This window comes from Streptomyces sp. NBC_00162 (assembly GCF_024611995.1).
Taxonomy (GTDB): domain Bacteria; phylum Actinomycetota; class Actinomycetes; order Streptomycetales; family Streptomycetaceae; genus Streptomyces.
This window is the reverse complement of the sequence record NZ_CP102509.1, coordinates 6,632,652-6,653,649: the sequence shown is the minus strand read 5'-3', so window position 1 is coordinate 6,653,649 and position 20,998 is coordinate 6,632,652. Positions and strand designations below refer to the sequence as shown.

The 20,998-nt window shown below is 68.5% G+C and carries 17 protein-coding genes; 4 read left to right on the top strand and 13 right to left on the bottom strand.

The features are described from left to right. Positions 1 to 101: 101 nt before the first annotated feature. Entirely contained in the window at positions 102 to 1,106 is a 1,005-nt protein-coding gene (locus JIW86_RS30835; RefSeq protein ID WP_257557048.1) for a LacI family DNA-binding transcriptional regulator, read from the top strand. Between the two features lie 59 nt (positions 1,107 to 1,165). Here the strand turns inward: JIW86_RS30835 and prcA are convergent, their stop codons facing one another. From prcA to arc, 6 genes are all read right to left on the bottom strand, one after another. After that, positions 1,166 to 1,930, bottom strand: a complete 765-nt coding sequence (prcA, locus tag JIW86_RS30830) for a proteasome subunit alpha (RefSeq protein ID WP_215140780.1) — start codon at positions 1,928 to 1,930, stop codon at positions 1,166 to 1,168. A 46-nt stretch (positions 1,931 to 1,976) separates the two neighbouring features. Next, the gene (prcB, locus tag JIW86_RS30825) at positions 1,977 to 2,816 is read right to left on the bottom strand and encodes a proteasome subunit beta (RefSeq protein ID WP_257557042.1); all 840 of its coding nucleotides are present in this window, start codon (positions 2,814 to 2,816) and stop codon (positions 1,977 to 1,979) included. Next, positions 2,768 to 3,277, bottom strand: a complete 510-nt coding sequence (locus JIW86_RS30820; protein ID WP_257557037.1) for an endonuclease VII domain-containing protein — start codon at positions 3,275 to 3,277, stop codon at positions 2,768 to 2,770. The genes prcB and JIW86_RS30820 overlap by 49 nt, the downstream gene beginning before the upstream one ends. A 114-nt stretch (positions 3,278 to 3,391) precedes the next feature. Then, a complete protein-coding gene (locus JIW86_RS30815) occupies positions 3,392 to 3,604 on the bottom strand; it encodes a ubiquitin-like protein Pup (protein ID WP_030016348.1) in 213 nt (70 codons plus the stop codon). Between the two features lie 175 nt (positions 3,605 to 3,779). Further along, positions 3,780 to 5,291 (bottom strand): depupylase/deamidase Dop, encoded by a 1,512-nt coding sequence (dop, locus tag JIW86_RS30810; protein WP_257557033.1) that lies wholly within the window; start codon positions 5,289 to 5,291, stop codon positions 3,780 to 3,782. Positions 5,292 to 5,543: 252 nt separating this feature from the next. After that, positions 5,544 to 7,310 carry a proteasome ATPase gene (gene arc / locus JIW86_RS30805; protein ID WP_215140777.1) on the bottom strand — a complete coding sequence of 589 codons (1,767 nt, stop codon included), beginning with the start codon at positions 7,308 to 7,310 and terminating at the stop codon, positions 5,544 to 5,546. A gap of 264 nt (positions 7,311 to 7,574) precedes the next feature. Between arc and JIW86_RS30800 the strand changes: the two genes are divergently transcribed. After that, on the top strand, positions 7,575 to 7,895 hold the full coding sequence (locus JIW86_RS30800; protein WP_215140776.1) for a ferredoxin: 321 nt from the start codon (positions 7,575 to 7,577) through the stop codon (positions 7,893 to 7,895). Positions 7,896 to 7,899: 4 nt separating this feature from the next. Here the strand turns inward: JIW86_RS30800 and JIW86_RS30795 are convergent, their stop codons facing one another. The 3 genes from JIW86_RS30795 to JIW86_RS30785 form a co-directional block, all read right to left on the bottom strand. Beyond that, on the bottom strand, positions 7,900 to 8,511 hold the full coding sequence (locus JIW86_RS30795) for a hypothetical protein (protein ID WP_416237623.1): 612 nt from the start codon (positions 8,509 to 8,511) through the stop codon (positions 7,900 to 7,902). Positions 8,512 to 8,694: 183 nt separating this feature from the next. Then, positions 8,695 to 9,591, bottom strand: coding sequence for a tRNA (adenine-N1)-methyltransferase (locus JIW86_RS30790; protein WP_215140775.1), 897 nt, complete (start codon positions 9,589 to 9,591; stop codon positions 8,695 to 8,697). 18 nt (positions 9,592 to 9,609) lie between these two features. Continuing rightward, a complete protein-coding gene (locus JIW86_RS30785) occupies positions 9,610 to 10,743 on the bottom strand; it encodes a site-2 protease family protein (protein WP_215140812.1) in 1,134 nt (377 codons plus the stop codon). A 230-nt stretch (positions 10,744 to 10,973) separates the two neighbouring features. Here JIW86_RS30785 and JIW86_RS30780 point away from each other — a divergent pair, with 230 nt between their 5' ends. Continuing rightward, entirely contained in the window at positions 10,974 to 11,861 is an 888-nt protein-coding gene (locus JIW86_RS30780; protein WP_215140811.1) for a PD-(D/E)XK nuclease family protein, read from the top strand. Positions 11,862 to 11,925: 64 nt separating this feature from the next. Next, a complete protein-coding gene (locus JIW86_RS30775; RefSeq protein WP_215140774.1) occupies positions 11,926 to 12,597 on the top strand; it encodes a response regulator in 672 nt (223 codons plus the stop codon). A gap of 73 nt (positions 12,598 to 12,670) precedes the next feature. Here JIW86_RS30775 and JIW86_RS30770 read toward each other — a convergent pair whose 3' ends face one another. The 4 genes from JIW86_RS30770 to metH form a co-directional block, all read right to left on the bottom strand. Beyond that, complete coding sequence (locus tag JIW86_RS30770; RefSeq protein WP_257557026.1) at positions 12,671 to 14,254, bottom strand: ABC transporter substrate-binding protein; 1,584 nt, start codon at positions 14,252 to 14,254, stop codon at positions 12,671 to 12,673. 71 nt (positions 14,255 to 14,325) lie between these two features. Then, positions 14,326 to 15,930, bottom strand: coding sequence for an ABC transporter substrate-binding protein (locus tag JIW86_RS30765; protein WP_257557025.1), 1,605 nt, complete (start codon positions 15,928 to 15,930; stop codon positions 14,326 to 14,328). 507 nt (positions 15,931 to 16,437) lie between these two features. Continuing rightward, a complete protein-coding gene (locus tag JIW86_RS30760) occupies positions 16,438 to 17,139 on the bottom strand; it encodes an HAD family hydrolase (RefSeq protein WP_215140771.1) in 702 nt (233 codons plus the stop codon). 112 nt (positions 17,140 to 17,251) lie between these two features. After that, a complete protein-coding gene (gene metH, locus JIW86_RS30755; protein ID WP_257557023.1) occupies positions 17,252 to 20,764 on the bottom strand; it encodes a methionine synthase in 3,513 nt (1,170 codons plus the stop codon). Between the last annotated feature and the right edge of the window lie 234 nt (positions 20,765 to 20,998).

Sequence of the window (20,998 nt, the reverse complement as noted above, 5' to 3'; positions counted from 1 at the left end):
CGTGACCCGTCATACGTACCATGACGACAGTTGACGGGTCCACCCAACGGACCCGAGACCACCCCACCGACCTCGCCGACCTCGCAGTTCAGGAGCCCCCTGTGACGAGACCCACCAGCCGGGACGTGGCCACCGCCGCCGGGGTCTCCCAGGCCACCGTCTCCCTCGTACTCGGCGACAAATGGCGCGGCCGCGTCTCCGCACGCACCGCCACCCACGTCCGCGAAACCGCCGCCCACCTCGGCTACCGCCCCAACCTCGCCGCCCGCAACCTCCGCCTCGGCACCACCCGCACCGCCCTGCTCGTCGTCCCCGCCCTCACCAACGAGTTCTTCGCCCGCGTCTACACCGGCGCCGCCCGCATCGCCGCCGAACACGGCTTCGGCGTCGTCCTCTACCCCTCCCCCGACGGCACCGGCCCCGCCCGCGACCCCTTCGCCTCCGCCCGCGCCGCCCTGGACGGCGTCATCGCCTCCTCCATGGCCGCCGACGCCCTCGACGCCCTCGGCGGCGACGGCCTCCCCCTCGTCATGCTCGACAGCGACCCCACCGCCGGAACCGCCGCCGCCCACGTCAACCTCGCCATGGCCGACGGCATGCGCCAGGTCACCGAACACCTCCTCGCCCTCGGCCACCGGCGCTTCCTCCACCTCGCCTCCGCCGTCGACTCCTGGACCTTCGACATCCGCGCCGAAGCCCTCAGCGCCCACCTGAGCCCCCACGCCGAGCTGCGCACCGTACGGGCCCCCCTCAGCGTGGACGGCGCCCGTACGGCCATGGAGGCGGCCCTCGCGGCCCCCGGCGACCGGCCCACCGCCGTCATCTGCGACGACGACATCCTCGCCGCGGGCGCCTGCAAGGCCGCCCGCCGCCACGGCCTGCACGTCCCCGCCGACCTCTCCGTCACCGGCTTCGACGACCTCGCCCTCGCCACCGCCGTCGAACCCGAACTCACCACGGTCCACCTCCCCGCCGAACGCGTCGGCGAACAGGGCATGACCGCCCTCCTCGCCGTCCTCGACGGCGCCCCCTGGACCGCCCCCGACCTCCCCGTCGAGCTGGTCGTCCGCGACTCCTCCGGGCCCGCCCCCGCCGCCGCCCGCTGAACACGACGAAGCCCCGGCCCGCCGCAAAGGGCGAACCGGGGCTTTCACTCCACGAGGTACTACTCCGCCTCGTCCTCCGGAGCCTCGTCGTTCGACACGGCATCGGCCTGGACCGCCGCCGTGACGTCCGCCTCCAGCAGCCGCGACAGCTGCCGGCCCCGGATCCGCTTGAACTTGCGCTGCTGCGCCCGCGTCCGGTCCAGCACCGCAACCTCCAGCCGCTCCGCCGGAATCGTCTTGTCGGCGCCGTTGGCCTGGCTGGACAGCGCCTGCACCGCCAGCTTCAGCGCCTCCGACAGGGTCATCCCGTCCCGGTGCCGCTGATCCATGAACGTGCTGATCTGCTCGGCGTTGCCGCCGACCGCGACCGAACCGTGCTCGTCCACGATCGACCCGTCATGCGGAAGCCGGTAGATCTGGTCCCCGGCGGCCGTCGCACCGACCTCGGCGACGACCAGCTCCACCTCGTACGGCTTCTCCCCGGCACTCGAGAAGATCGTGCCGAGCGTCTGCGCGTACACGTTCGCCAGCCCACGGGCCGTCACATCGTCACGGTCGTAGGTGTAACCGCGCAGATCCGCGTAGCGCACACCGCCGATCCGCAGGTTCTCGTACTCGTTGTACTTGCCGGCGGCCGCGAAGCCGATCCGGTCGTAGATCTCGCTGAACTTGTGCAGCGCACGGGACGGGTTCTCGCCGACGAACACGATGCCGTCGGCATACTGCAGCACGACAAGGCTGCGACCGCGGGCGATGCCCTTCCGGGCGTATTCCGCCCGGTCGGCCATGGCCTGCTGGGGTGACACATAGAACGGAGTCGACACCGGCTGTCCGTCCCTTTCTTCTGGGCTCCTACAGGGAGACGGATGGTCAGAGCAGGGCGGCGCGCGGGCCGTCGGGCTGCTCGAGACGACGGTTGGTGACCGCACGGGCGAGTTCCTGGGACTCGTCGTCCGTCAGCCTGCGGAATCCCTCGTCTGTGATGACGGTGACGATCGGATAGATGTGGCGGTACAGGTCCGGCCCACCGGTCGCCGAGTCGTCGTCGGCGGCGTCGTACAGCGCCTGCACGACCAGCGTGGTGGCCTGCTCCTCCGTCAGATCCGGGCGGAAGAGCTTCTTCATCGAACCGCGGGCGAAGATCGAGCCCGATCCGGTGGCGGCGAAGCCGTGCTCCTCCGAGCGGCCGCCGGTCACGTCGTAGGAGAAGATCCGGCCCTTCTCCTTGGCCTCGTCGTACCCGGCGAAGAGCGGTACGACGGCCAGTCCCTGCATGGCCATGCCCAGATTGCTCCGGATCATGGTCGAGAGCCGGTTCGCCTTGCCCTCGAGCGAAAGGGTCGTCCCCTCCACCTTCTCGAAGTGCTCCAGCTCCAGCTGGAACAGCTTGACCATCTCCACGGCCAGGCCGGCCGTACCGGCGATGCCCACCGCGGAGTACTCGTCGGCCGGGAACACCTTCTCGATGTCCCGCTGCGCGATCATGTTCCCCATGGTCGCCCGCCGGTCACCGGCGAGCACGACCCCGCCGGGGAAGGTGGCGGCCACGATGGTCGTCCCGTGCGGCGCCTCGATGACGCCATCCGGCAGCCTGCGGTTGCCGGGCAGCATCTCGGGCGAGTGCGCGCCCAGGAAGTCCATGAAGGACGACGACCCCGGCGTCAGGAAGGCTGCCGGTAGACGCCCTGTGCCACGATTGTTGGCTTCCACGCGTGTCCCTCCAGATATGAGACGACCCGACGGGCAGCGTCAGGATCGTCACCCAACTTGCCGATGGCCGTGTTGCAGTTGAAGCACAGTACGCCTCGGACCTTACCCGTCGTGTGGCAGTGATCCACATGGACGGCGGGAGCCTTTAGACAGATACAACAGACACCACCTTGCGCGGCAATCATTTCGTCGCGCTGCGCCTCGGTCATGCCGTATGTGCGCTTGAGGTGCCCTGCCCGCCCCTCGGCCGCGCGGCACACCTTGCATCGCGTCGAGAGACCGTCCGAAGCTGTCGCATTCCGATGCCATTCCGAATGGGGTTTGACCTCGCCACAACGAAGGCAGAGTTTGTGCCCTTCGGGCACTTCCACCCGAGGGCGCACCTTCTGCCCCAGGGCTATCTGACGGTCGCGGTGGTAGTCCGCCATGCAATCGCGGCATTCACGTTGCAGGCCGTCCATGTTCGACCGCTTGATCGCGAAGGCTGCGCGCGGCTTCTCGTCGCCACACCGCGCGCAGCACTTCGACTCTTGCCTTCCGAGCACCCACCCCGCCCTTCACCTTCGATTCGAAGGCTACTGGCCGCCTTTTTGAACGAAACTTCGAACGAAGTCCTCGGCATTCTCCTCTAGGACATCGTCAATCTCGTCAAGTACGGAGTCGACGTCGTCGGAGAGCTTTTCCTGGCGCTCCTTGAGGTCGGTCGATTCCTCGACCGCCGCCTCCTCGACCTCCTCGGTCGAGCGCGTCGCCTTCTGCTGTCCGCCGCCGGTGTCCTTGGTCGCCATGTCTACCTCACCCCGCTCGGTTCGCACGCTCACGTCGAGGGACCCCGGGATTCGGGATCCCTCAAGATCAGACCCTACGTCCGACCCTACAAGGAGGGTCTGACATTCGTCCCCGTACTTTCACAACGTCCGGTTCTCTTCATGATTCCCGGACCGGAGGCCTTTCAGGCCCCTCTCACCGCCCCGAAAGCACCCGCACCAGATCCTCCGCCGTGCGGCACCTGTCCAGGAGCTCCTTCACGTGCGCCCGCGTGCCGCGCAGCGGCTCCATCGTCGGGACCCGCTGGAGCGAGTCGTGCCCCGGGAGGTCGAAGATCACCGAGTCCCAGGAGGCCGCGGCCACGTCGTCCGCGTACTGCTCCAGGCACCGGCCGCGGAAGTACGCCCGGGTGTCCTCCGGCGGCTTGCTCCGGGCCCGCTCGACGTCCTGCTCGTCCACCAGCCGCTGCATCTTGCCGCGGGCCACCAGGCGGTTGTACAGGCCCTTCTCCGGCCGTACGTCCGAGTACTGGAGGTCCACCAGGTGCAGCCGCGCCGCGTCCCAGCCCAGCCCGTCCCGGCGCCGGTAGCCCTCCAGGATCTCTCGTTTCGCGATCCAGTCGAGCTCCCCCGACAGGCTCATCGGGTCGGTCTCCAGCCGGCCCAGCACGTCCTCCCAGCGGGCCAGCACGTCCGCCGTCTGGTCGTCCACATCGGACCCGGAGCGCTCCTCCACGTACTTCCTGGCCAGCTCGAAGTACTCCATCTGGAGTTGTACGGCGGTCAGCGTGCGGCCGCTGCGCAGCGTGATCAGGTGCTTCAGGTCGGGGTCGTGGGAGACCTGGTGCAGGGTGCGTACCGGCTGGTCGATGGCGAGGTCGACGTTGATGAACCCGTCCTCGATCATCCCGAGGACCAGCGAGGTCGTGCCGAGCTTGAGGTACGTGGAGATCTCGGACAGGTTCGCGTCGCCGATGATCACGTGCAGGCGGCGGTACTTCTCGGCGTCCGAGTGCGGTTCGTCCCGGGTGTTGATGATGGGCCGCTTCAGGGTGGTCTCCAGGCCGACCTCGACCTCGAAGTAGTCCGCGCGCTGGCTGATCTGGAAGCCGTGTTCGCGGCCGTCCTGCCCGATGCCCACGCGTCCCGCGCCGGTGACGACCTGGCGGGAGACGAAGAAGGGGGTCAGGTGGCGCACGATCTCCGAGAAGGGGGTTTCCCGCTTCATCAGGTAGTTCTCGTGGGTGCCGTAGGAGGCGCCCTTGTTGTCGGTGTTGTTCTTGTAGAGGTGGATCGGCTGGGCGCCGGGGAGCTGGGCGGCCCGGACGGCGGCTTCGGCCATGATCCGTTCGCCGGCCTTGTCCCAGAGCACGGCGTCGAGCGGATTGGTGATCTCCGGCGAGCTGTACTCGGGGTGTGCGTGGTCGACGTAGAGGCGTGCGCCGTTCGTGAGGATGACGTTGGCGAGGCCGATGTCCTCGTCGGTCAGCTGGCTGTTGTCGGCGGCCTCGCGGGCGAGGTCGAAGCCGCGGGCGTCCCGCAGCGGATTCTCCTCCTCGAAGTCCCAGCGGGCGCGGCGCGCCCGGTGCATCGCCGCCGCGTAGGCGTTGACGATCTGGGACGAGGTGAGCATGGCATTGGCGTTCGGGTGTCCCGGGACGGAGATCCCGTACTCCGTCTCGATCCCCATTACTCGCCGTACGGTCATGCGGCCCTCCTTGCCCGGCGGCGCTCCCCTTCGGGAGCGGCGCTCAAGTACCGCTGGTGCTCCGTTGCGTGTGCCTGTGCGGTGCCCGTCCCCGCACTGCGCGTCCGGCGGTACGGATGAGCCTAGAACCACTCCGCGCTCGTGGGGAGATCATTTCCGTCATTGAATTCGCCTCGTCACCGGCTGAAAAGCAGTCGGTAAAGCAGTCGGCTGCGGATGCCCTGGGAGGGCATCCGCAGCCGCTCCGCTTGGTCAGAGGTACTGACCGGTGTTTGCCACCGTGTCGATGGAGCGTCCGGTGTCGGCGCCCTGCTTTCCGGTGACGAGGGTGCGGATGAATACGATCCGCTCGCCCTTCTTTCCGGAGATGCGGGCCCAGTCGTCCGGGTTGGTGGTGTTGGGCAGGTCCTCGTTCTCCTTGAACTCGTCCACGCAAGCCTGGAGGAGGTGGGAGACCCGGAGGCCCTTCTGGTTGTGCTCGAGGAAGGCCTTGATGGCCATCTTCTTCGCACGGTCCACGATGTTCTGGATCATCGCGCCCGAGTTGAAGTCCTTGAAGTAGAGGACTTCCTTGTCGCCGTTGGCGTACGTGACCTCGAGGAAGCGGTTCTCCTCGGTTTCGGCGTACATCTGCTCGACGACGGTCTGGATCATGCTGTGGACGGTGCCGGGCCGCGATTCCTGGTGTTCGGACAGGTCGTCCGTGTGCAGGGGCAGCGAGGCCTTGAGGTACTTCGCGAAGATGTCCTTCGCGGCCTCGGCGTCCGGGCGCTCGATCTTGATCTTCACGTCGAGGCGTCCGGGGCGCAGGATGGCCGGGTCGATCATGTCCTCGCGGTTGGAGGCGCCGATGACGATGACGTTCTCCAGGCCTTCCACACCGTCGATCTCGGCGAGGAGCTGCGGGACGATGGTGTTCTCCACGTCCGAGCTGACGCCGGATCCGCGGGTGCGGAAGAGGGATTCCATCTCGTCGAAGAAGACGATGACGGGGGTGCCCTCGCTCGCCTTCTCGCGGGCACGCTGGAAGACGAGGCGGATGTGCCGCTCGGTCTCGCCGACGTACTTGTTGAGGAGCTCGGGGCCCTTGATGTTCAGGAAGTACGACTTCCCCTGGGCCTGTCCGGTCACCTCGGCGACCTTCTTGGCAAGGGAGTTGGCGACGGCCTTGGCGATGAGCGTCTTGCCGCAGCCGGGCGGGCCGTAGAGCAGGATGCCCTTCGGCGGGCGCAGTTCGTGTTCCTTGAACAGGTCGGGGTAGAGGTACGGGAGCTCGACCGCGTCGCGGATCAGCTCGATCTGGTCGCCCAGGCCGCCGATCTTGTCGTAGTCGATGTCGGGGACCTCTTCGAGGACGAGGTCTTCGACCTCGCTCTTGGGGACGACCTCGTAGACGTAGCCGGAGCGGGGTTCGAGCAGCAGGGCGTCGCCGGGGCGGATGATGATGTCCAGGAGCGGCTCGGCGAGCCTCACCACCCTCTCCTCGTCGGTGTGCCCGACGACCAGGGCGCGCTCGCCGTCCTCGAGGATCTCCTTGAGGGTGACGATGTCCCCGGCCCGCTCGAATTCCATGGCCTCGACCACGTTGAGGGCCTCGTTGAGCATGACTTCCTGGCCGCGCCGGAGGTCTTCCGGTTCGACGCTGGGGCTGACGTTCACGCGGAGCTTTCGGCCTCCGGTGAAGATGTCGACGGTGCCGTCCTCGTTCGCCTGCAGGAAGACACCGAAACCGGCCGGCGGCTGTGCGAGCCGGTCGACTTCTTCCTTGAGGGCCACGATCTGGTCGCGGGCCTCACGGAGGGTGTTCGCGAGTCGTTCGTTTTGCGCGGAGACGCCGGCCAGATTTGTCTGGAGCTCGATGATCCGCTCTTCGAGAATCCTCGTGTGTCGCGGAGAGTCGGCGAGCTTACGTCGCAGGACGGCGATTTCCTGCTCGAGATAGGCAACCTGGCCGGCGGGGTCCTCAGACCCTCGCCCGGGCCGGATGCCGCGGTTGATGTCGTCGTCGTGGGCTGCCACGGTCCTCACCTCCTCCAAGGGGAGCTGGACGCTTCCTGACCCTACCTGGGCTGGTGGTGATTGAAACCCCTAGATCACAAAGACGGTAGAGGTGTGTCCGATCTTCACCCTTGCGTACTCCCTCACGCCAAGGAAATACCCACCCATGAACATCTGAAAGCGGCCGGTTGTAAGGTCGAACTGTTCAACACCCGTCAGAGCTCGCGCGACTTGCTGCGAGTAGTGACCGGGGTGGATCACTCAGCGCAGGGAACGGCAGGAGATATGACCGTGCAGCAGGAGGCTCCGAAGGGCGGCGCCGGAGAGTCCGGGGAGCCGCTGGAGGTCTGGATCGACCAGGACCTCTGCACCGGGGACGGTATCTGCGCGCAGTACGCGCCGGAGGTGTTCGAGCTGGACATCGATGGTCTGGCGTACGTGAAGAGCCCCGAGGACGAGCTGCTGCAGGCGGCGGGGGCGACCACTCCGGTTCCGCTGACGCTGCTCCAGGACGTGGTGGACTCGGCGAAGGAATGTCCGGGCGACTGCATCCACGTAAGGCGCGTTTCGGACAGGGTGGAAGTGTTCGGTCCCGACGCCGAGTGACGCTTCAAACACTCCTGGCGGTCGAGTCCGTCAGCTCCTGGCGGAATTTTCCGTCGCTCCAGCGCCACTTGGCGAGCTTCTTCACGTCCGGGCTGTAGCGCGGGACGTCGGGTGAGGAGTAGCCGAGGAGCGTGGCGGTGACGATTCCGTCGCGCACGGTGAGATCGGTGGCGGTCTGCCGCTGCGGGGTGTCGAGGAGGGTGGCCACGACGCGGGGGCGGGCGCCCTCGGTCGCGTCTTTGTCGGGCGCAGTCTGGGTGAGTACGTAGATCGCGTGGGGCGGGGTGCCGGAGCCCGCCTGGCAGCGGACGGCGGCGACGGTCTCGGGGCGGCCGTCGCCGTCGAGGTCGCCCTCGGCGGTGGCGGTGACAGCCTGCGGGTTGCCCTTGCAGTCGAGGGGGTACGTGACCGCCGCGGCGTCGGGGGCGGTGGCCTGCGGGCCGTTCGCCACGGGGTCCGCGGAGGCGGCGGGGGTGCCGGTGGCCGGCTGGACGACTCCCGCGGTGGCTATGACGGCGGCCATGGCGGTGGCCGTGGCGAGCCAGTGGACGAGCCGGGCGTGGCTGTGCGCCAGGGTTTCCAGGGTGGGCTCCAGCTCGGCGGGGCTGTGCAGCACGCGGGGTGTCTCCTGTGCGAAGGGTGACGGGGAGCCAGCATCGTGCCACACCTCACACGGAGGTGGAACGGCCGGGTCCGGTGCCGGTACCCAGACAACGAAAAGGCACTGTGGCTCAGTTCCCGGATGGTGGGGGGAACTGAGCCACAGTGCCTTCGTGTTGGGCCGGCTTCGGTGGAGCCGCTACGCGGAGCGGTCGCTGCCGGGGCCGTCGTAGTCCTCGCCGTAGGCGCCCTTGGAGGGGCGGCGGCGGCGCATCGGGGGCTCGACGCCGTCCGCGAGGCGGCGGGCGGTGACGAGGAAGCCGGTGTGGCCGATCATCCGGTGGTCCGGGCGGACGGCGAGGCCTTCGACGTGCCAGTTGCGGATCATCGATTCCCAGGGCTGCGGTTCGGCGAAGCAGCCGATCTCGCGGATGGATTCGACGGTCCGGGAGAGCTGGGTGGTCGTGGCCACGTAGCAGCAGAGGATGCCGCCGGGGACCAGCGCCTTGGAGACGGCGTCCAGGCACTCCCAGGGGGCGAGCATGTCGAGGACGACGCGGTCGACGTCGGTGTCGGACAGGTTGTCCTGGAGGTCGCCCACGGTCAGCTGCCACGCGGGGTGCGGGCCGCCGAAGTAGCGCTCGACGTTGGCGGTGGCGATCTCGGCGAAGTCCGCGCGGCGCTCGTAGCTGTGGAGCATGCCCTGGTCGCCGATGGCGCGCAGCAGGAAGCTGCTCAGGGAGCCGGAGCCCACACCTGCTTCCACGACGCGGGCGCCGGGGAAGATGTCGGCGAAGGCCAGGATCTGGCCCGCGTCCTTGGGGTAGACCACGGCGGCGCCGCGGGGCATGGACAGGACATAGTCGGGGAGCAGGGGACGCAGCGCGAGGTAGGCGACGTTGCCCGTGGTGCGGACAACACTGCCTTCGGGAGCACCGATCAGCTCGTCGTGCGGGAAGGAACCCTTGTGGGTGTGGAAATTCTTCCCGGCTTCGAGCGTGAACGTGTAGTGGCGGCCCTTGGGGTCGGTGAGCTGAACCTGGTCCCCGACCTCGAAGGGCCCGCGTCGGCGGGCGGCACCGGTCGGTTCGGACATGTGACCAGTGTATTGGCTTCAGGACTGGGGCCGCGCCATGGCCTTCACGAAGGCCTTCTCGACGTCGAGGGTGGAGAGCACGCCGTAGATCTCGCCGCCGGGTTCGAGGACGAGGTACTCGGTGGCGGGGGTGGCGCGGAGGTGTTCGAGGAGTTCTTCGCCGGTGAGGTCCGCTGAAACCTTCATGCCGTCGGTGAGGTCCTGGGCGAGGGTGCTGACGGCGATCCAGGGGCGGCGGTGTTCGGGGACGGAGGCGATGGCGCTCTCCCGGACGATGGCCATGGGGTCTCCGTGGCCGTCGACGACGACGAGGGCGCGGGCGCCGGCTTCGTTGGCGCGGCGCAGGGCCTCGGAGAGGGGGGTGGCGTTCTCGACGGGGATGGCGCGGCGGGTGAGGGAGCGGGCCCTGAGTTCGGGGAGGTGTTCGCGCAGGCGGGCCATGCGCAGGCTGTTGCCGGCTCCGGTCCAGATGATGGCGGCGAGGATGGCGGCGAGCAGGGCGTCCATGACGGTGTCCATGCCGCCGATCTCGGTGGTGCGGTTGCCGACGATCCCGGTGTGGGTGAGGAGCGGCAGGCCGAGGAGGACGGCGACGGCGAGGCCGCGGCCGATCCAGGCGGCGGCGATGGTGCCGGTCATGGGTTTGCCGGTGATGCCCCAGATGACGGCGCGGAGCATGCGGCCGCCGTCGAGGGGGAGGCCGGGCAGCAGGTTGAAGGCGGCGACGAGCAGGTTGGAGATCATCAGGCCGGCGAGGAGGACGCCGGGGACGGTGGCGGGGTCGACGGCCTTCATGCCGAGGTAGAAGGCTCCGGCGAGGACGAGGGAGAGCAGGGGGCCGACGAAGGCGAGGACGAATTCGCGGCCGGGGGTCTCGGATTCCTTCTCGATCTCGGAGACTCCGCCGAAGAACTGGAGCTGGATGCGGCGCACGGGGAGTTTGAAGCGGAGGGCGGCGACGGTGTGCGCGAGTTCGTGGACGAGGACGGAGGCGTAGAAGGCGACGGCGAAGAAGAGGGAGACGAGGTAGCGGACGGGGCCGAGGTCGGGCAGGATGCGGTCGAGCTGGTCGCCGAAGACCCAGGTGATGAGGGCGGCGACGAGGAACCAGCTGGGTGAGACGTAGACGGGCACGCCGAAGGGGCGGCCCATGAGGAGTCCGCCGCCCGGTCCGGAGCGCCGGCCTCCGCGCTCGCCGGTTTCGTCGGTGTCTGCCACGTCTGTCCTTCGTTCCGGGGGCCCCGGAGGGTGTCCGGGGAGGGTGTTTGCGGGTTGCTCGCGTCGTTCTGTGGCGCGGTGTGATGCCTCGATCATGCAGTGCGAGGGGCCTGTGCGTCGATGGTATGCGCGTGCTGTCCGTGGTGGGTCGTAGGGTTTTGTGCATGACGACGAGCTCCGGTAACGGTCCGGCCGACGCAGCGCCGAGCGCCGCACGGCCCGCTTCGCTCTCCCCTTCACGGGCGAGCGATTTCATGCAGTGCCCGTTGCTGTACCGGTTCCGGGTGATCGACAAGCTGCCGGAGAAGCCCAGTGCGGCGGCTACCCGCGGGACGCTGGTGCATGCCGTGCTGGAGCGACTTTTCGATCATCCGGCGCAGGAGCGGACCGCGCCGCGGGCGAAGGCCTTGATCCCGGGGCAGTGGGACCGGCTGCTGGAGGCGAAGCCGGAGCTGACGGAGCTGTTCCCGGAGGGTGACGAGGGGGCGGAGCTGGCGCGGTGGCTGACGGAGGCCGAGGCGCTGGTGGAGCGGTGGTTCACGTTGGAGGACCCGACGCGGCTGGAGCCGGTGGAGCGGGAGTTCTTCGTGGAGACGGAGCTCGAGTCGGGGCTGCGGTTGCGCGGGATCATCGACCGGGTGGACGTCGCGCCGACGGGTGAGGTGCGGATCGTCGACTACAAGACGGGCAAGGCGCCGCGGCCGGAGTACGCGGAGGGTGCGCTGTTCCAGATGAAGTTCTACGCGCTGGTGGTGTGGCGGCTGAAGCAGGTGGTGCCGCGGCGGCTTCAGCTGGTGTATCTGGGCAGTGGGGACGTGCTGACGTACGACCCGGTGGTGGCGGATCTGGAGCGGGTGGAACGCAAGCTGCTCGCGCTGTGGGAGGCGATCCGGGAGGCGACGGAGAGCGGTGAGTGGCGGCCGCGGCCGACGAAGCTGTGCGGCTGGTGTGATCATCAGGCGGTGTGTCCCGAGTTCGGGGGGACTCCCCCGGCCTATCCGTTGACGATCGTTCCGCGCCCCGGGGCGGAGGTCCGCCCGGCGGATTCCTGATCGTCCCCTCAGGGCAGAATGGGCGGGGTCCGCCGAAGCCGTCCGACGAATAGAGGTAGACCCCGTGGCGATCCGCGTCCTGCTGGTCGACGACCAGCCACTGCTGCGCACCGGTTTCCGGATGATTCTGGAGGCGGAAGGGGACCTGGCGGTGGTCGGCGAGGCCGGGGACGGTCTGCAGGCGCTGGACCAGGTGCGTGCGCTGCAGCCCGACGTGGTGCTGATGGACATCCGGATGCCGCGGATGGACGGGGTGGAGGCGACCCGGCAGATCACCGGTCCGGGCCGGGACGGTCCGGCGAAGGTGCTCGTACTGACCACGTTCGACCTGGACGAGTACGTGGTGGAGGCGCTGCGGGCGGGGGCGAGCGGCTTCCTGCTGAAGGATGCGCCGGCCAATGAGCTGGTGCAGGCGATCCGGGTGGTGGCGGCGGGCGAGGCGATGCTGGCGCCGAGCATCACGCGCCGGCTGCTGGACAAGTACGCGGGGCATCTGCCGTCGGGTGAGGAGAGCGTCCCGGACACGCTGGGGACGCTGACCGAGCGCGAGGTGGAGGTGCTGAAGCTGGTGGCCCGGGGTCTGTCGAACGCGGAGATCGCGGCGGACCTGTTCGTGAGCGAGACGACGGTCAAGACGCATGTGGGGCACGTGTTGACGAAGCTGGGTCTGCGCGACCGGGTCCAGGCGGCGGTGTACGCGTACGAGAGCGGTCTGGTCCGCCCGGGGGCGCAGTAACGGAGTCCGAACGGAACGGGCCGGCAACCGCGTGGTGCGGTTGCCGGCCCGTTGTGCGTTGCCTGAGGGCGGGTCAGCCCTTGCTGATCTCCCAGAAGCGGAAGACGGTCGAGGCGTCGAGGGACCACTGGAGGCCGGTCACGTTCTGGCGGGTGACGGCGTACTGCTTGCCCTGCCAGAGCGGGAGGATCGGGATCTCCTCGGCGACGATCTCCTGGAGCCGGTTGTAGTCGATGTTGGCCGCGGTGCGGTCGGACTTCGCGGAGGTCGACGGGATGATCGTCCCGCTGATCTCCTTGTTGTCGTAGTTGTTGCCCAGGACGTTGCCGGGGCCGAAGAACGGCTGGGTGAAGTTGTCGGCGTCCGGGTAGTCCGGGACCCAGCCCTTCACGTAGACGCCGTACTTGCCGTCCGCGATGTCCTTCTCGTACTGCTCGAACTCGACGGACTTCATCTCGGCCTCGAAGAGGCCGCTGTCGTTGAGCTGCTTGGCGATGACTTCGAACTGCTGGTCGGTGGAGGGCCCGTAGCGGGACGGGGTGGACCACAGGGCCAGCTTGATCTTGCCGCTGATGCCGGCGGCCTTGAGGACGGCCTTGGCCTTCTCGACCTGCGGGCTGCCGCCGTAGCGGTCGAAGAAGGGGGTGGTGTGTCCGGCGATGCCGGCCGGGACGATGGAGTACAGCGGGGCGGCGGTGCCCGCGTACACGTCCTTGACGAGCGCCTCGCGGTCCACGAGGTAGGCGATGGCCTTGCGGACGGGCAGCTTGCCGACAACGGGGTCGTTGACGTTGAAGACCATGTGCTCGACCTCGGCGCCGGTGCCTTGGACGACGTCGACCTTGTTGTCGCCGGTCTTGGTCGAGGCGAGGGCGGCGATGTCCTTGGCGGCCAGGCCGCGGAAGGCGAAGTCGATGTCCCCGCTGTCCAGGACCGACTTGAGGCCGGCCTGGTCGCCGTTGAAGAACTTCAGCGTGACGCCGGTGTTCTTGGCCTTGGCCTTGCCGGTGTAGGACTCGTTGACCGAGAAGCTGGCGCTCTTCTCGCTGAACGACTCCAGCTTGTAGACGCCGGAGCCGATCGCCTTGTTGTCCGTGCGCAGCTTGTCGGCCGGGTACTCGCTGTGGTCGACGATGGAGCCCGCACCCGAGGCGATCTTGCTCGGGAAGGTGGCGTCGGACGTCTTGAGGCGGAAGACGACGGTCTTGTCGTCGGGGGCGTCGATGCCGGCGATCGACGAGAGCAGCACGGCCGGGCCGTTCTCGTCGTTGATCTTCAGCGTGCGCTCGAAGGAGAACTTGACGTCCTTCGAGGTGAGGCTGTGGCCGTTGCTGAACTTCAGGCCGGGCCGCAGGACGCACTTGTACAGCTTGCTGTCGCCGCCCTCGAAGCCGCAGCTCTGGGCGGCGTCGGGCTCGGGGGTGATGCCGCCCTTGGGGAAGCTCAGCAGCGACTGGAAGACGTTGTTGAAGAGCAGCCAGGAGCCCGGGTCGTAGCCCGACGCGGGGTCGGTGGACTTCACCTTGTCGGATATGCCCATGACCACGCCCTTGCCGCTGCCGGCATTGGAGCCATCGGTCGAGCCGCAACCGCTGAGCAGCGCGGCGGCGGTGGCCGCCCCGAGCGGGGCCGCCAGCCACTGGTTACGTCGATTCACGGATTCGTCCTTCACAGTCGAACTGTTTCGTTCCGCCGGCTCGCGACACCCGCTGCCGGTTGTTGCCGTGCTCAGCCGCTGACACCCCGGCCGAGCTCCCACAGCTGGAGGTCGGAGATGGCGTTGACCGACCACTCCACTCCGGTGATCCCGTCGCGTGCGGCGACGTACTGCTTGCCCTGCCACAGGGGCAGGACGGGTACGTCCTCGGCGACGATGTCCTGTATCTCCGCGATCGCGGGGCCGGCGACGTTGCGGTCGACGGCGCGCCGGGATTCGGGGAGGAGCCTGGTGCGCACCGCACTGTTGGCGTACGGCGTGCCCAGGAAGTTGTCCTGCTCCAGGAACGGGGCGAGGAAGTTGTCGGCGTCCGGGTAGTCGGGGAACCAGCCGAGCCCGTAGGCGGCGTGGTCGCCCTTCTTCTGCGCGGGCCGGAAGTCGGCCCAGTCGCTGCCCTGGACGGTGATGTCGAACAGCTGGGTGGAGTTCAGCTGGGCCTTGAGGGCCTCGAACTCGGCGGCCGTTCCGTCGCCGTAGTGGTCGTTGGTGTAGTGGAGCGTCAGCTTGACCGGGGTCTTGATCCCGGCGTCCTTCAGCAGGGCGGCGGCCTTGGTGGTGTTGGCCTCGCCGTACTTGCTGAAGAAGGAGTTGACGTGGCCGGTCACGTTGGTGGGGACCAGCGAGTAGAGCGGCTGCGCGGACTTGCCGTAGACCTTGGAGATGAGGGCGTTGCGGTCGACGGCAGCGGCGAGGGCCTGGCGTACGGCCTTGTCCTTGACGACCGGGGCCTCGGTGTTGAAGCCGATGTAGCGGATCTCCAGGCCGGGCATCTGGACGAGCTTGACGCCCTTGGGGGGCTTGCCCGCGAAGTCGGCGATCTGGGCGGGCGACAGGGTGCGGGAGACCATGTGGATCTTGCCGTCGGTGAGTGCCGTGCCCATGGCGCCGGAGTCTGCGAAGGTCCGCAGTTCGACCTTGTCGTTCTGGAGCTTGAGGTCGCCCTTGTAGTTCGGGTTCTTGCTGAAGACGGCCCGGACGAGGTGGTTGTCCTTGACCTCGGCCTTCATCGTGTACGGGCCGGAGCCGTCGACCTCGAAGCCCTCGCGGAGCTTCTTGGCGTCGTAGCTCTTCTCGCTGACGATGCCGGTGGCGGGGGTGGAGAGCTTGTACGGGAAGGTCGCGTCCGGCGTCTTCAGGTGGAAGACGACGGTGTCGGCGCCCTTGGCCTCGACGCTGTCGAGCGTGGAGAGCAGCGAGGACGGGCCGTTCTCGTCCTTGATGGCGCGGACCCGGTCAATGGAGAACTTGACGTCCTTGGCGGTGAGGGGGTCGCCGCTCGCGAACTTCAGACCGGGGCGCAGGGTGCAGCGGTAGCTCTCGTTGCCGGTGTCGGTGAAGCGGCAGTCGGAGGCCGCTTCGGGGACGGGCTGGCCGCCGCCGCGCGGGGTGTGCATCAGGGTCTGGACGGTCTGGCGCAGGACGTTCCAGGCGCCGGCGTCGTAGGCGTACGCCGGGTCGAACGGGGCGGGGGCGAACTCGGCGGCCTCGAACCGGTCGGTGGTCCCGACGACGATCGCCCCGGATCCCGCTCCTCCGCCACTGGCGCTGCCGCATGCGGCGAGCGTGGGCGTGAGCAGTCCGGCCGCGGCCGTCAGCACCATGGTCTTGCGGTTCATGCTGGAAGAACTCCCTGTACCCGGCACTTGGTCAAAGCGGCGTAAAGGGCACTTCGCGACGGTCGCCCGTTCAGGGCGGAACGATCGGGCCGGTGGTATGACGATCGGTCCACTGCGTCCCGGCACAGGGGTGTGTGTCCGGGACGGCTGAGGTGCGGCGCAGTGCCGAGCTCGACACTAGTGGCCCGGGACGGGATGGCTGGAACTGGCCGGACTTGGGGCGTAATCGCACGGTGATGGGAGCGGACTGGCTGTCTATGTGGAGGTCCACGCAGATTCGGTCAGGAGCTGATCAATCCGGACACAAGGGAAGCCGAAGAAGCCCCCGGACAGGTGTCTCGGGGGCTTGACGGGTGACTAAGGTCACCTGGGACAACTGCCCCGGAAGGGATGGAATTTCAGCCTCCGGGGCGGGGCACGGAAAATCCTCTGGTGGGACCTCGGTCCTACGGCGTTCTGTTCGGTACAGAGCGTGTACGAGGCGTATCCGTGCGTGGTGCGGCGCGCTCAGTTCAGCGGGCTGATGAGGGACCGCAGGAAGGGCAGGTCGACTTCCTCCAGCGAGCGCACGATCGTCCGGCCCGGGGCGGCCTCGATGTGGCCGACCGAGGGGACGGCCACGACCCGGCAGCCGGCGGCCTCGGCGGCGGCCACGCCGGTGGCGGTGTCCTCGATGACGGCGCACCGGGAGGGGTGGGCGCCGAGGGTGCTGGCGGCGAGCAGGTACGGGTCGGGGTGCGGCTTGGTACGGGCCACCTCGTCCCCGGCGACCGTCATCGTGAAGCGGTCCCGGCCGAGGGTGAGCAGCACCTGGTCGATGACGCGCCGGTGCGAGGCGGAGACGAGGGCGGTGGGCACGTTGTGCCGGGCCAGCTCACTCAGGAGCCGCTCGGCGCCGGGCATCAGCGGAACCTGGTCGGCGATGCGGGCCTCGAAGCGCTCGTTGAGGAGCACGCTGAGCTCGGCGAGGCCGATGGACGCGCCGGTGGCCTCGATCAGGAACGCGGCGCTGCGGCTCATGGGGCCGCCGACGACCACATCCCTCCAGGATTCCTCGAGCCGGTGTCCGAGCTCCTGGAAGATCTGCGCCTCGATCTCCCACCAGAATCCCTCGGTGTCGACGAGGGTGCCGTCCATGTCCAGCAGCACCGCCTGAAGGGCGTGCCCGTCGGCCGTACGGACCACGGGGACGGGAACGGTGCTGGTCATGCGCACGCCTCTTTCAGGGGACGAGAAGGCCGGTCACCTCCACCCGCGGGGACATCCCCTCGGGAACAGGTGACCGGCCTGTATGGGACCGACCAGTGTACGCCGGTCCGCCTCAGCGTGCGTTGAAATACTTCGCTTCGGGGTGGTGGATGACGATCGCGTCGGTGGACTGCTCGGGGTGGAGCTGGAACTCCTCGGACAGGTGGACGCCGATCCGCTCCGGCTCGAGGAGGTCGGCGATCTTCGCGCGGTCCTCCAGGTCGGGGCAGGCGCCGTAGCCGAGCGAGAAGCGGGCACCGCGGTACTTGAGGTCGAACATGTCCTCGACCGCGGCCGGGTCCTCCCCGCCGAATCCGAGCTCGGCGCGGACGCGGGCGTGCCAGTACTCGGCCATGGCCTCGGCCAGCTGGACGGACAGGCCGTGCAGCTCCAGGTACTCGCGGTAGGAGTCGGACTCGAACAGCTTGGCGGTGGCCTCGCCGATCTTCGACCCCACGGTGACGACCTGGAGGCCGACGACGTCGGTCTCGCCGGACTCCTCGGGGCGGAAGAAGTCCGCGAGGCACAGGCGGCGGCCGCGGCGCTGGCGCGGGAAGGTGAAGCGGGTCCGCTCGTTGCCCTGCTCGTCGAGGATGATCAGGTCCTCGCCCTTGGACACGCAGGGGAAGTAGCCGTAGACGACCGCGGCCTCGAGGAGGTTCTCGGTGTGCAGCTTGTCGAGGAGGCCGCGCAGGCGCGGGCGTCCCTCGGTCTCGACGAGCTCCTCGTACGTGGCTCCGCCCGCGCGGGCCTGCTTGAGGCCCCACTGGCCCTTGAAGAGGGCTCCCTCGTCGAGCCAGGAGGAGTAGTCCTTGAGCGGGATGCCCTTGACCACGCGGGTGCCCCAGAACGGCGGGGTGGGGACGGGGTTGTCGACGGAGACGTCCGAGCGGCCACCGGGCTCCTCCGGCTCGTCCACCTGGAGGACGGGCGTGTCCCTCTTGGCGACGCGGCGCTGCTTGAGCTCGGGCAGGGAGGCTCCGGGGACTCCGCGCTTGACGGCGATGAGGGCGTCCATCAGGCGCAGGCCTTCGAAGGCGTCGCGGGCGTAGCGGACTTCGCCTTCGTAGATTTCGTGGAGGTCCTGTTCGACGTAGGCGCGGGTCAGGGCGGCGCCGCCGAGGATGACCGGGTAGTCGGCGGCCAGCTTGCGCTGGTTGAGCTCCTGCAGGTTCTCCTTCATGATCACGGTCGACTTCACCAGCAGACCGGACATGCCGATCACGTCGGCCCGGTGCTCCTGCGCGGCCTCCAGGATCGCGGACACCGGCTGCTTGATGCCGATGTTCACGACGTTGTAGCCGTTGTTGGTCAAGATGATGTCGACCAGGTTCTTGCCGATGTCATGGACGTCGCCGCGCACCGTCGCAAGCACGATGGTGCCCTTGCCCTCGTCGTCGGTCTTCTCCATGTGCGGCTCGAGATAGGCGACCGCCGTCTTCATGACCTCGGCCGACTGCAGCACGAACGGCAGCTGCATCTGGCCGGAGCCGAACAGCTCACCGACGACCTTCATGCCCTCCAGCAGCGTGTCGTTGACGATGTCGAGCGCGGGACGGGTCTGGAGGGCCTCGGCGAGGTCGGCCTCCAGGCCGTTCTTCTCACCGTCGATGATCCGCCGCTGCAGCCGCTCGTCCAGCGGCAGCGCGAGGAGTTCCTCGGCGCGGCCGGCCTTCATCGACTTGGTGTTCACGCCCTCGAACAGCGCCATCAGCTTCTGCAGCGGGTCATAGCCCTCGGCCCGCCGGTCGTAGATCAGGTCCAGCGCGGTGGTGACCTGCTCCTCGTCGAACCGGGCGATCGGCAGGATCTTCGACGCGTGCACGATCGCCGAATCCAGACCCGCCTTGACACACTCGTCAAGGAACACCGAGTTCAGCAGCACACGGGCAGCCGGATTCAGCCCGAACGAAATGTTCGACAGACCCAGCGTGGTCTGGACGTCCGGGTGGCGGCGCTTGAGCTCACGGATCGCCTCGATCGTGGCGATGCCGTCGCCCCGGGACTCCTCCTGGCCGGTGCAGATCGTGAAGGTCAGGGTGTCGATGAGGATGTCCGACTCGTGGATCCCCCAGTTCCCCGTCAGGTCGTCGATGAGGCGTTCGGCGATGGCGACCTTGTGCTCGACGGTCCGGGCCTGGCCCTCCTCGTCGATGGTCAGCGCGATCAGCGCCGCCCCGTGCTCCCGCGCCAGCCCCGTCACCTTCGCGAAACGCGACTCCGGACCGTCACCGTCCTCGTAGTTCACCGAGTTGATGACCGCACGCCCGCCCAGCTTCTCCAGACCCGCCTGGATCACCGGAACCTCGGTGGAGTCCAGCACGATCGGCAGCGTCGAGGCCGTCGCGAAACGCCCCGCCAGCTCCTCCATGTCCGCGACACCGTCACGGCCCACGTAGTCCACGCACAGGTCCAGCATGTGCGCGCCCTCACGGATCTGGTCCCGCGCCATCTCCACACAGTCGTCCCAGCGGGCATCCAGCATCGCCTCACGGAACTTCTTCGACCCGTTCGCGTTCGTCCGCTCACCGATCGCCATGTACGAGGTGTCCTGCCGGAACGGCACCGTCTGATAGAGGGAGGCCGCGCCGGGCTCGGGCTGGGGGGTCCGCTGAGTGATCGCGGTGCCGCGAACGCGCTCCACGACCTGCCGCAGGTGCTCCGGAGTCGTACCGCAGCAGCCGCCGACCAGGGAGAGTCCGTACTCGCGGACGAAGGTCTCCTGGGCGTCGGCGAGCTCGGGGGCGCTCAGCGGGTAGTGCGCGCCGTCCTTGGTCAGGACGGGCAGGCCGGCGTTGGGCATGCAGGAGAGCGGGATGCGGGCGTTGCGCGCCAGGTAGCGCAGGTGCTCGCTCATCTCCGCTGGACCGGTGGCGCAGTTCAGGCCGATCATGTCGATGCCCAGCGGCTCGAGCGCCGTGAGCGCCGCACCGATCTCCGAACCCAGCAGCATCGTGCCGGTCGTCTCCACCGTCACCGAACAGATCAGCGGGACGGTGACGCCGAGTGCCTCCATGGCGCGGCGGGCGCCGATGATGGAGGACTTGGTCTGGAGCAGGTCCTGCGTGGTCTCCACCAGCAGCGCGTCGGCGCCGCCGGTCAGCAGGCCCTCCGCGTTGACCTGGTAGGCGTCGCGGATCTTGTCGTAGGTGATGTGCCCGAGGGTGGGCAGCTTGGTGCCGGGGCCGATGGAGCCCAGGACCCAGCGCTGCTGTCCGGTGGAGGCGGTGAACTCGTCGGCGACCTCGCGGGCGATCCGGGCGCCGGCCTCGGAGAGCTCGAAGTTGCGTTCGGCGATGTCGTACTCGGCGAGCGCGGCGTAGTTCGCACCGAAGGTGTTCGTCTCGACGCAGTCCACGCCCACGGAGAAGTACGCCTCGTGGACGGTGCGCACGATGTCCGGACGGGTGACGTTGAGGACCTCGTTGCATCCTTCGAGCTGCTGGAAGTCCTCCATCGAGGGGTCCTGCGCCTGGAGCATCGTTCCCATGGCTCCGTCGGCGACGACCACACGGGTGGCGAGCGCCTCTCGGAGGGCATCGGCCCGGGTCTGGGTGTCAGCGGGCGGGTTCGGCAACGAGGCCATGGTTGAGCTCCCTGGGATGCGACGGCTGTCGGCTTTGCACCCCCTCTGTGTCAAGGGTGCACGCGGCCAGGGTAACCGCGCGGCACCTGACCCGGTGAGGGTGTCCCACGTGGCGGACTGCATCCTTTGCGCGGGACGTCCGCTCGGGTGTGTCGGCTCGGGCGTGTCGCTCGGCTGGGTCGACTCGAACGAGGCTCCGGACTGCCCGACCATGCACAAGGTCGACATCGACCG

Bases quoted from the DNA above. Each gene is read 5' to 3' on its own strand.
- JIW86_RS30785 (WP_215140812.1), bottom strand. From the start codon at position 10,743: ATGGGCCGCCCCTTCGGCGTGCCCGTCTACGTCTCACCCAGCTGGTTC.
- JIW86_RS30765 (WP_257557025.1), bottom strand. From the start codon at position 15,930: ATGAACCGCAAGACCATGGTGCTGACGGCCGCGGCCGGACTGCTCACG.
- JIW86_RS30800 (WP_215140776.1), top strand. From the start codon at position 7,575: ATGACCGTGCAGCAGGAGGCTCCGAAGGGCGGCGCCGGAGAGTCCGGG.
- metH (WP_257557023.1), bottom strand. From the start codon at position 20,764: ATGGCCTCGTTGCCGAACCCGCCCGCTGACACCCAGACCCGGGCCGAT.
- JIW86_RS30790 (WP_215140775.1), bottom strand. From the start codon at position 9,591: ATGTCCGAACCGACCGGTGCCGCCCGCCGACGCGGGCCCTTCGAGGTC.
- JIW86_RS30780 (WP_215140811.1), top strand. From the start codon at position 10,974: ATGACGACGAGCTCCGGTAACGGTCCGGCCGACGCAGCGCCGAGCGCC.
- JIW86_RS30760 (WP_215140771.1), bottom strand. From the start codon at position 17,139: ATGACCAGCACCGTTCCCGTCCCCGTGGTCCGTACGGCCGACGGGCAC.
- JIW86_RS30815 (WP_030016348.1), bottom strand. From the start codon at position 3,604: ATGGCGACCAAGGACACCGGCGGCGGACAGCAGAAGGCGACGCGCTCG.
- JIW86_RS30820 (WP_257557037.1), bottom strand. From the start codon at position 3,277: ATGGACGGCCTGCAACGTGAATGCCGCGATTGCATGGCGGACTACCAC.
- dop (WP_257557033.1), bottom strand. From the start codon at position 5,291: ATGACCGTACGGCGAGTAATGGGGATCGAGACGGAGTACGGGATCTCC.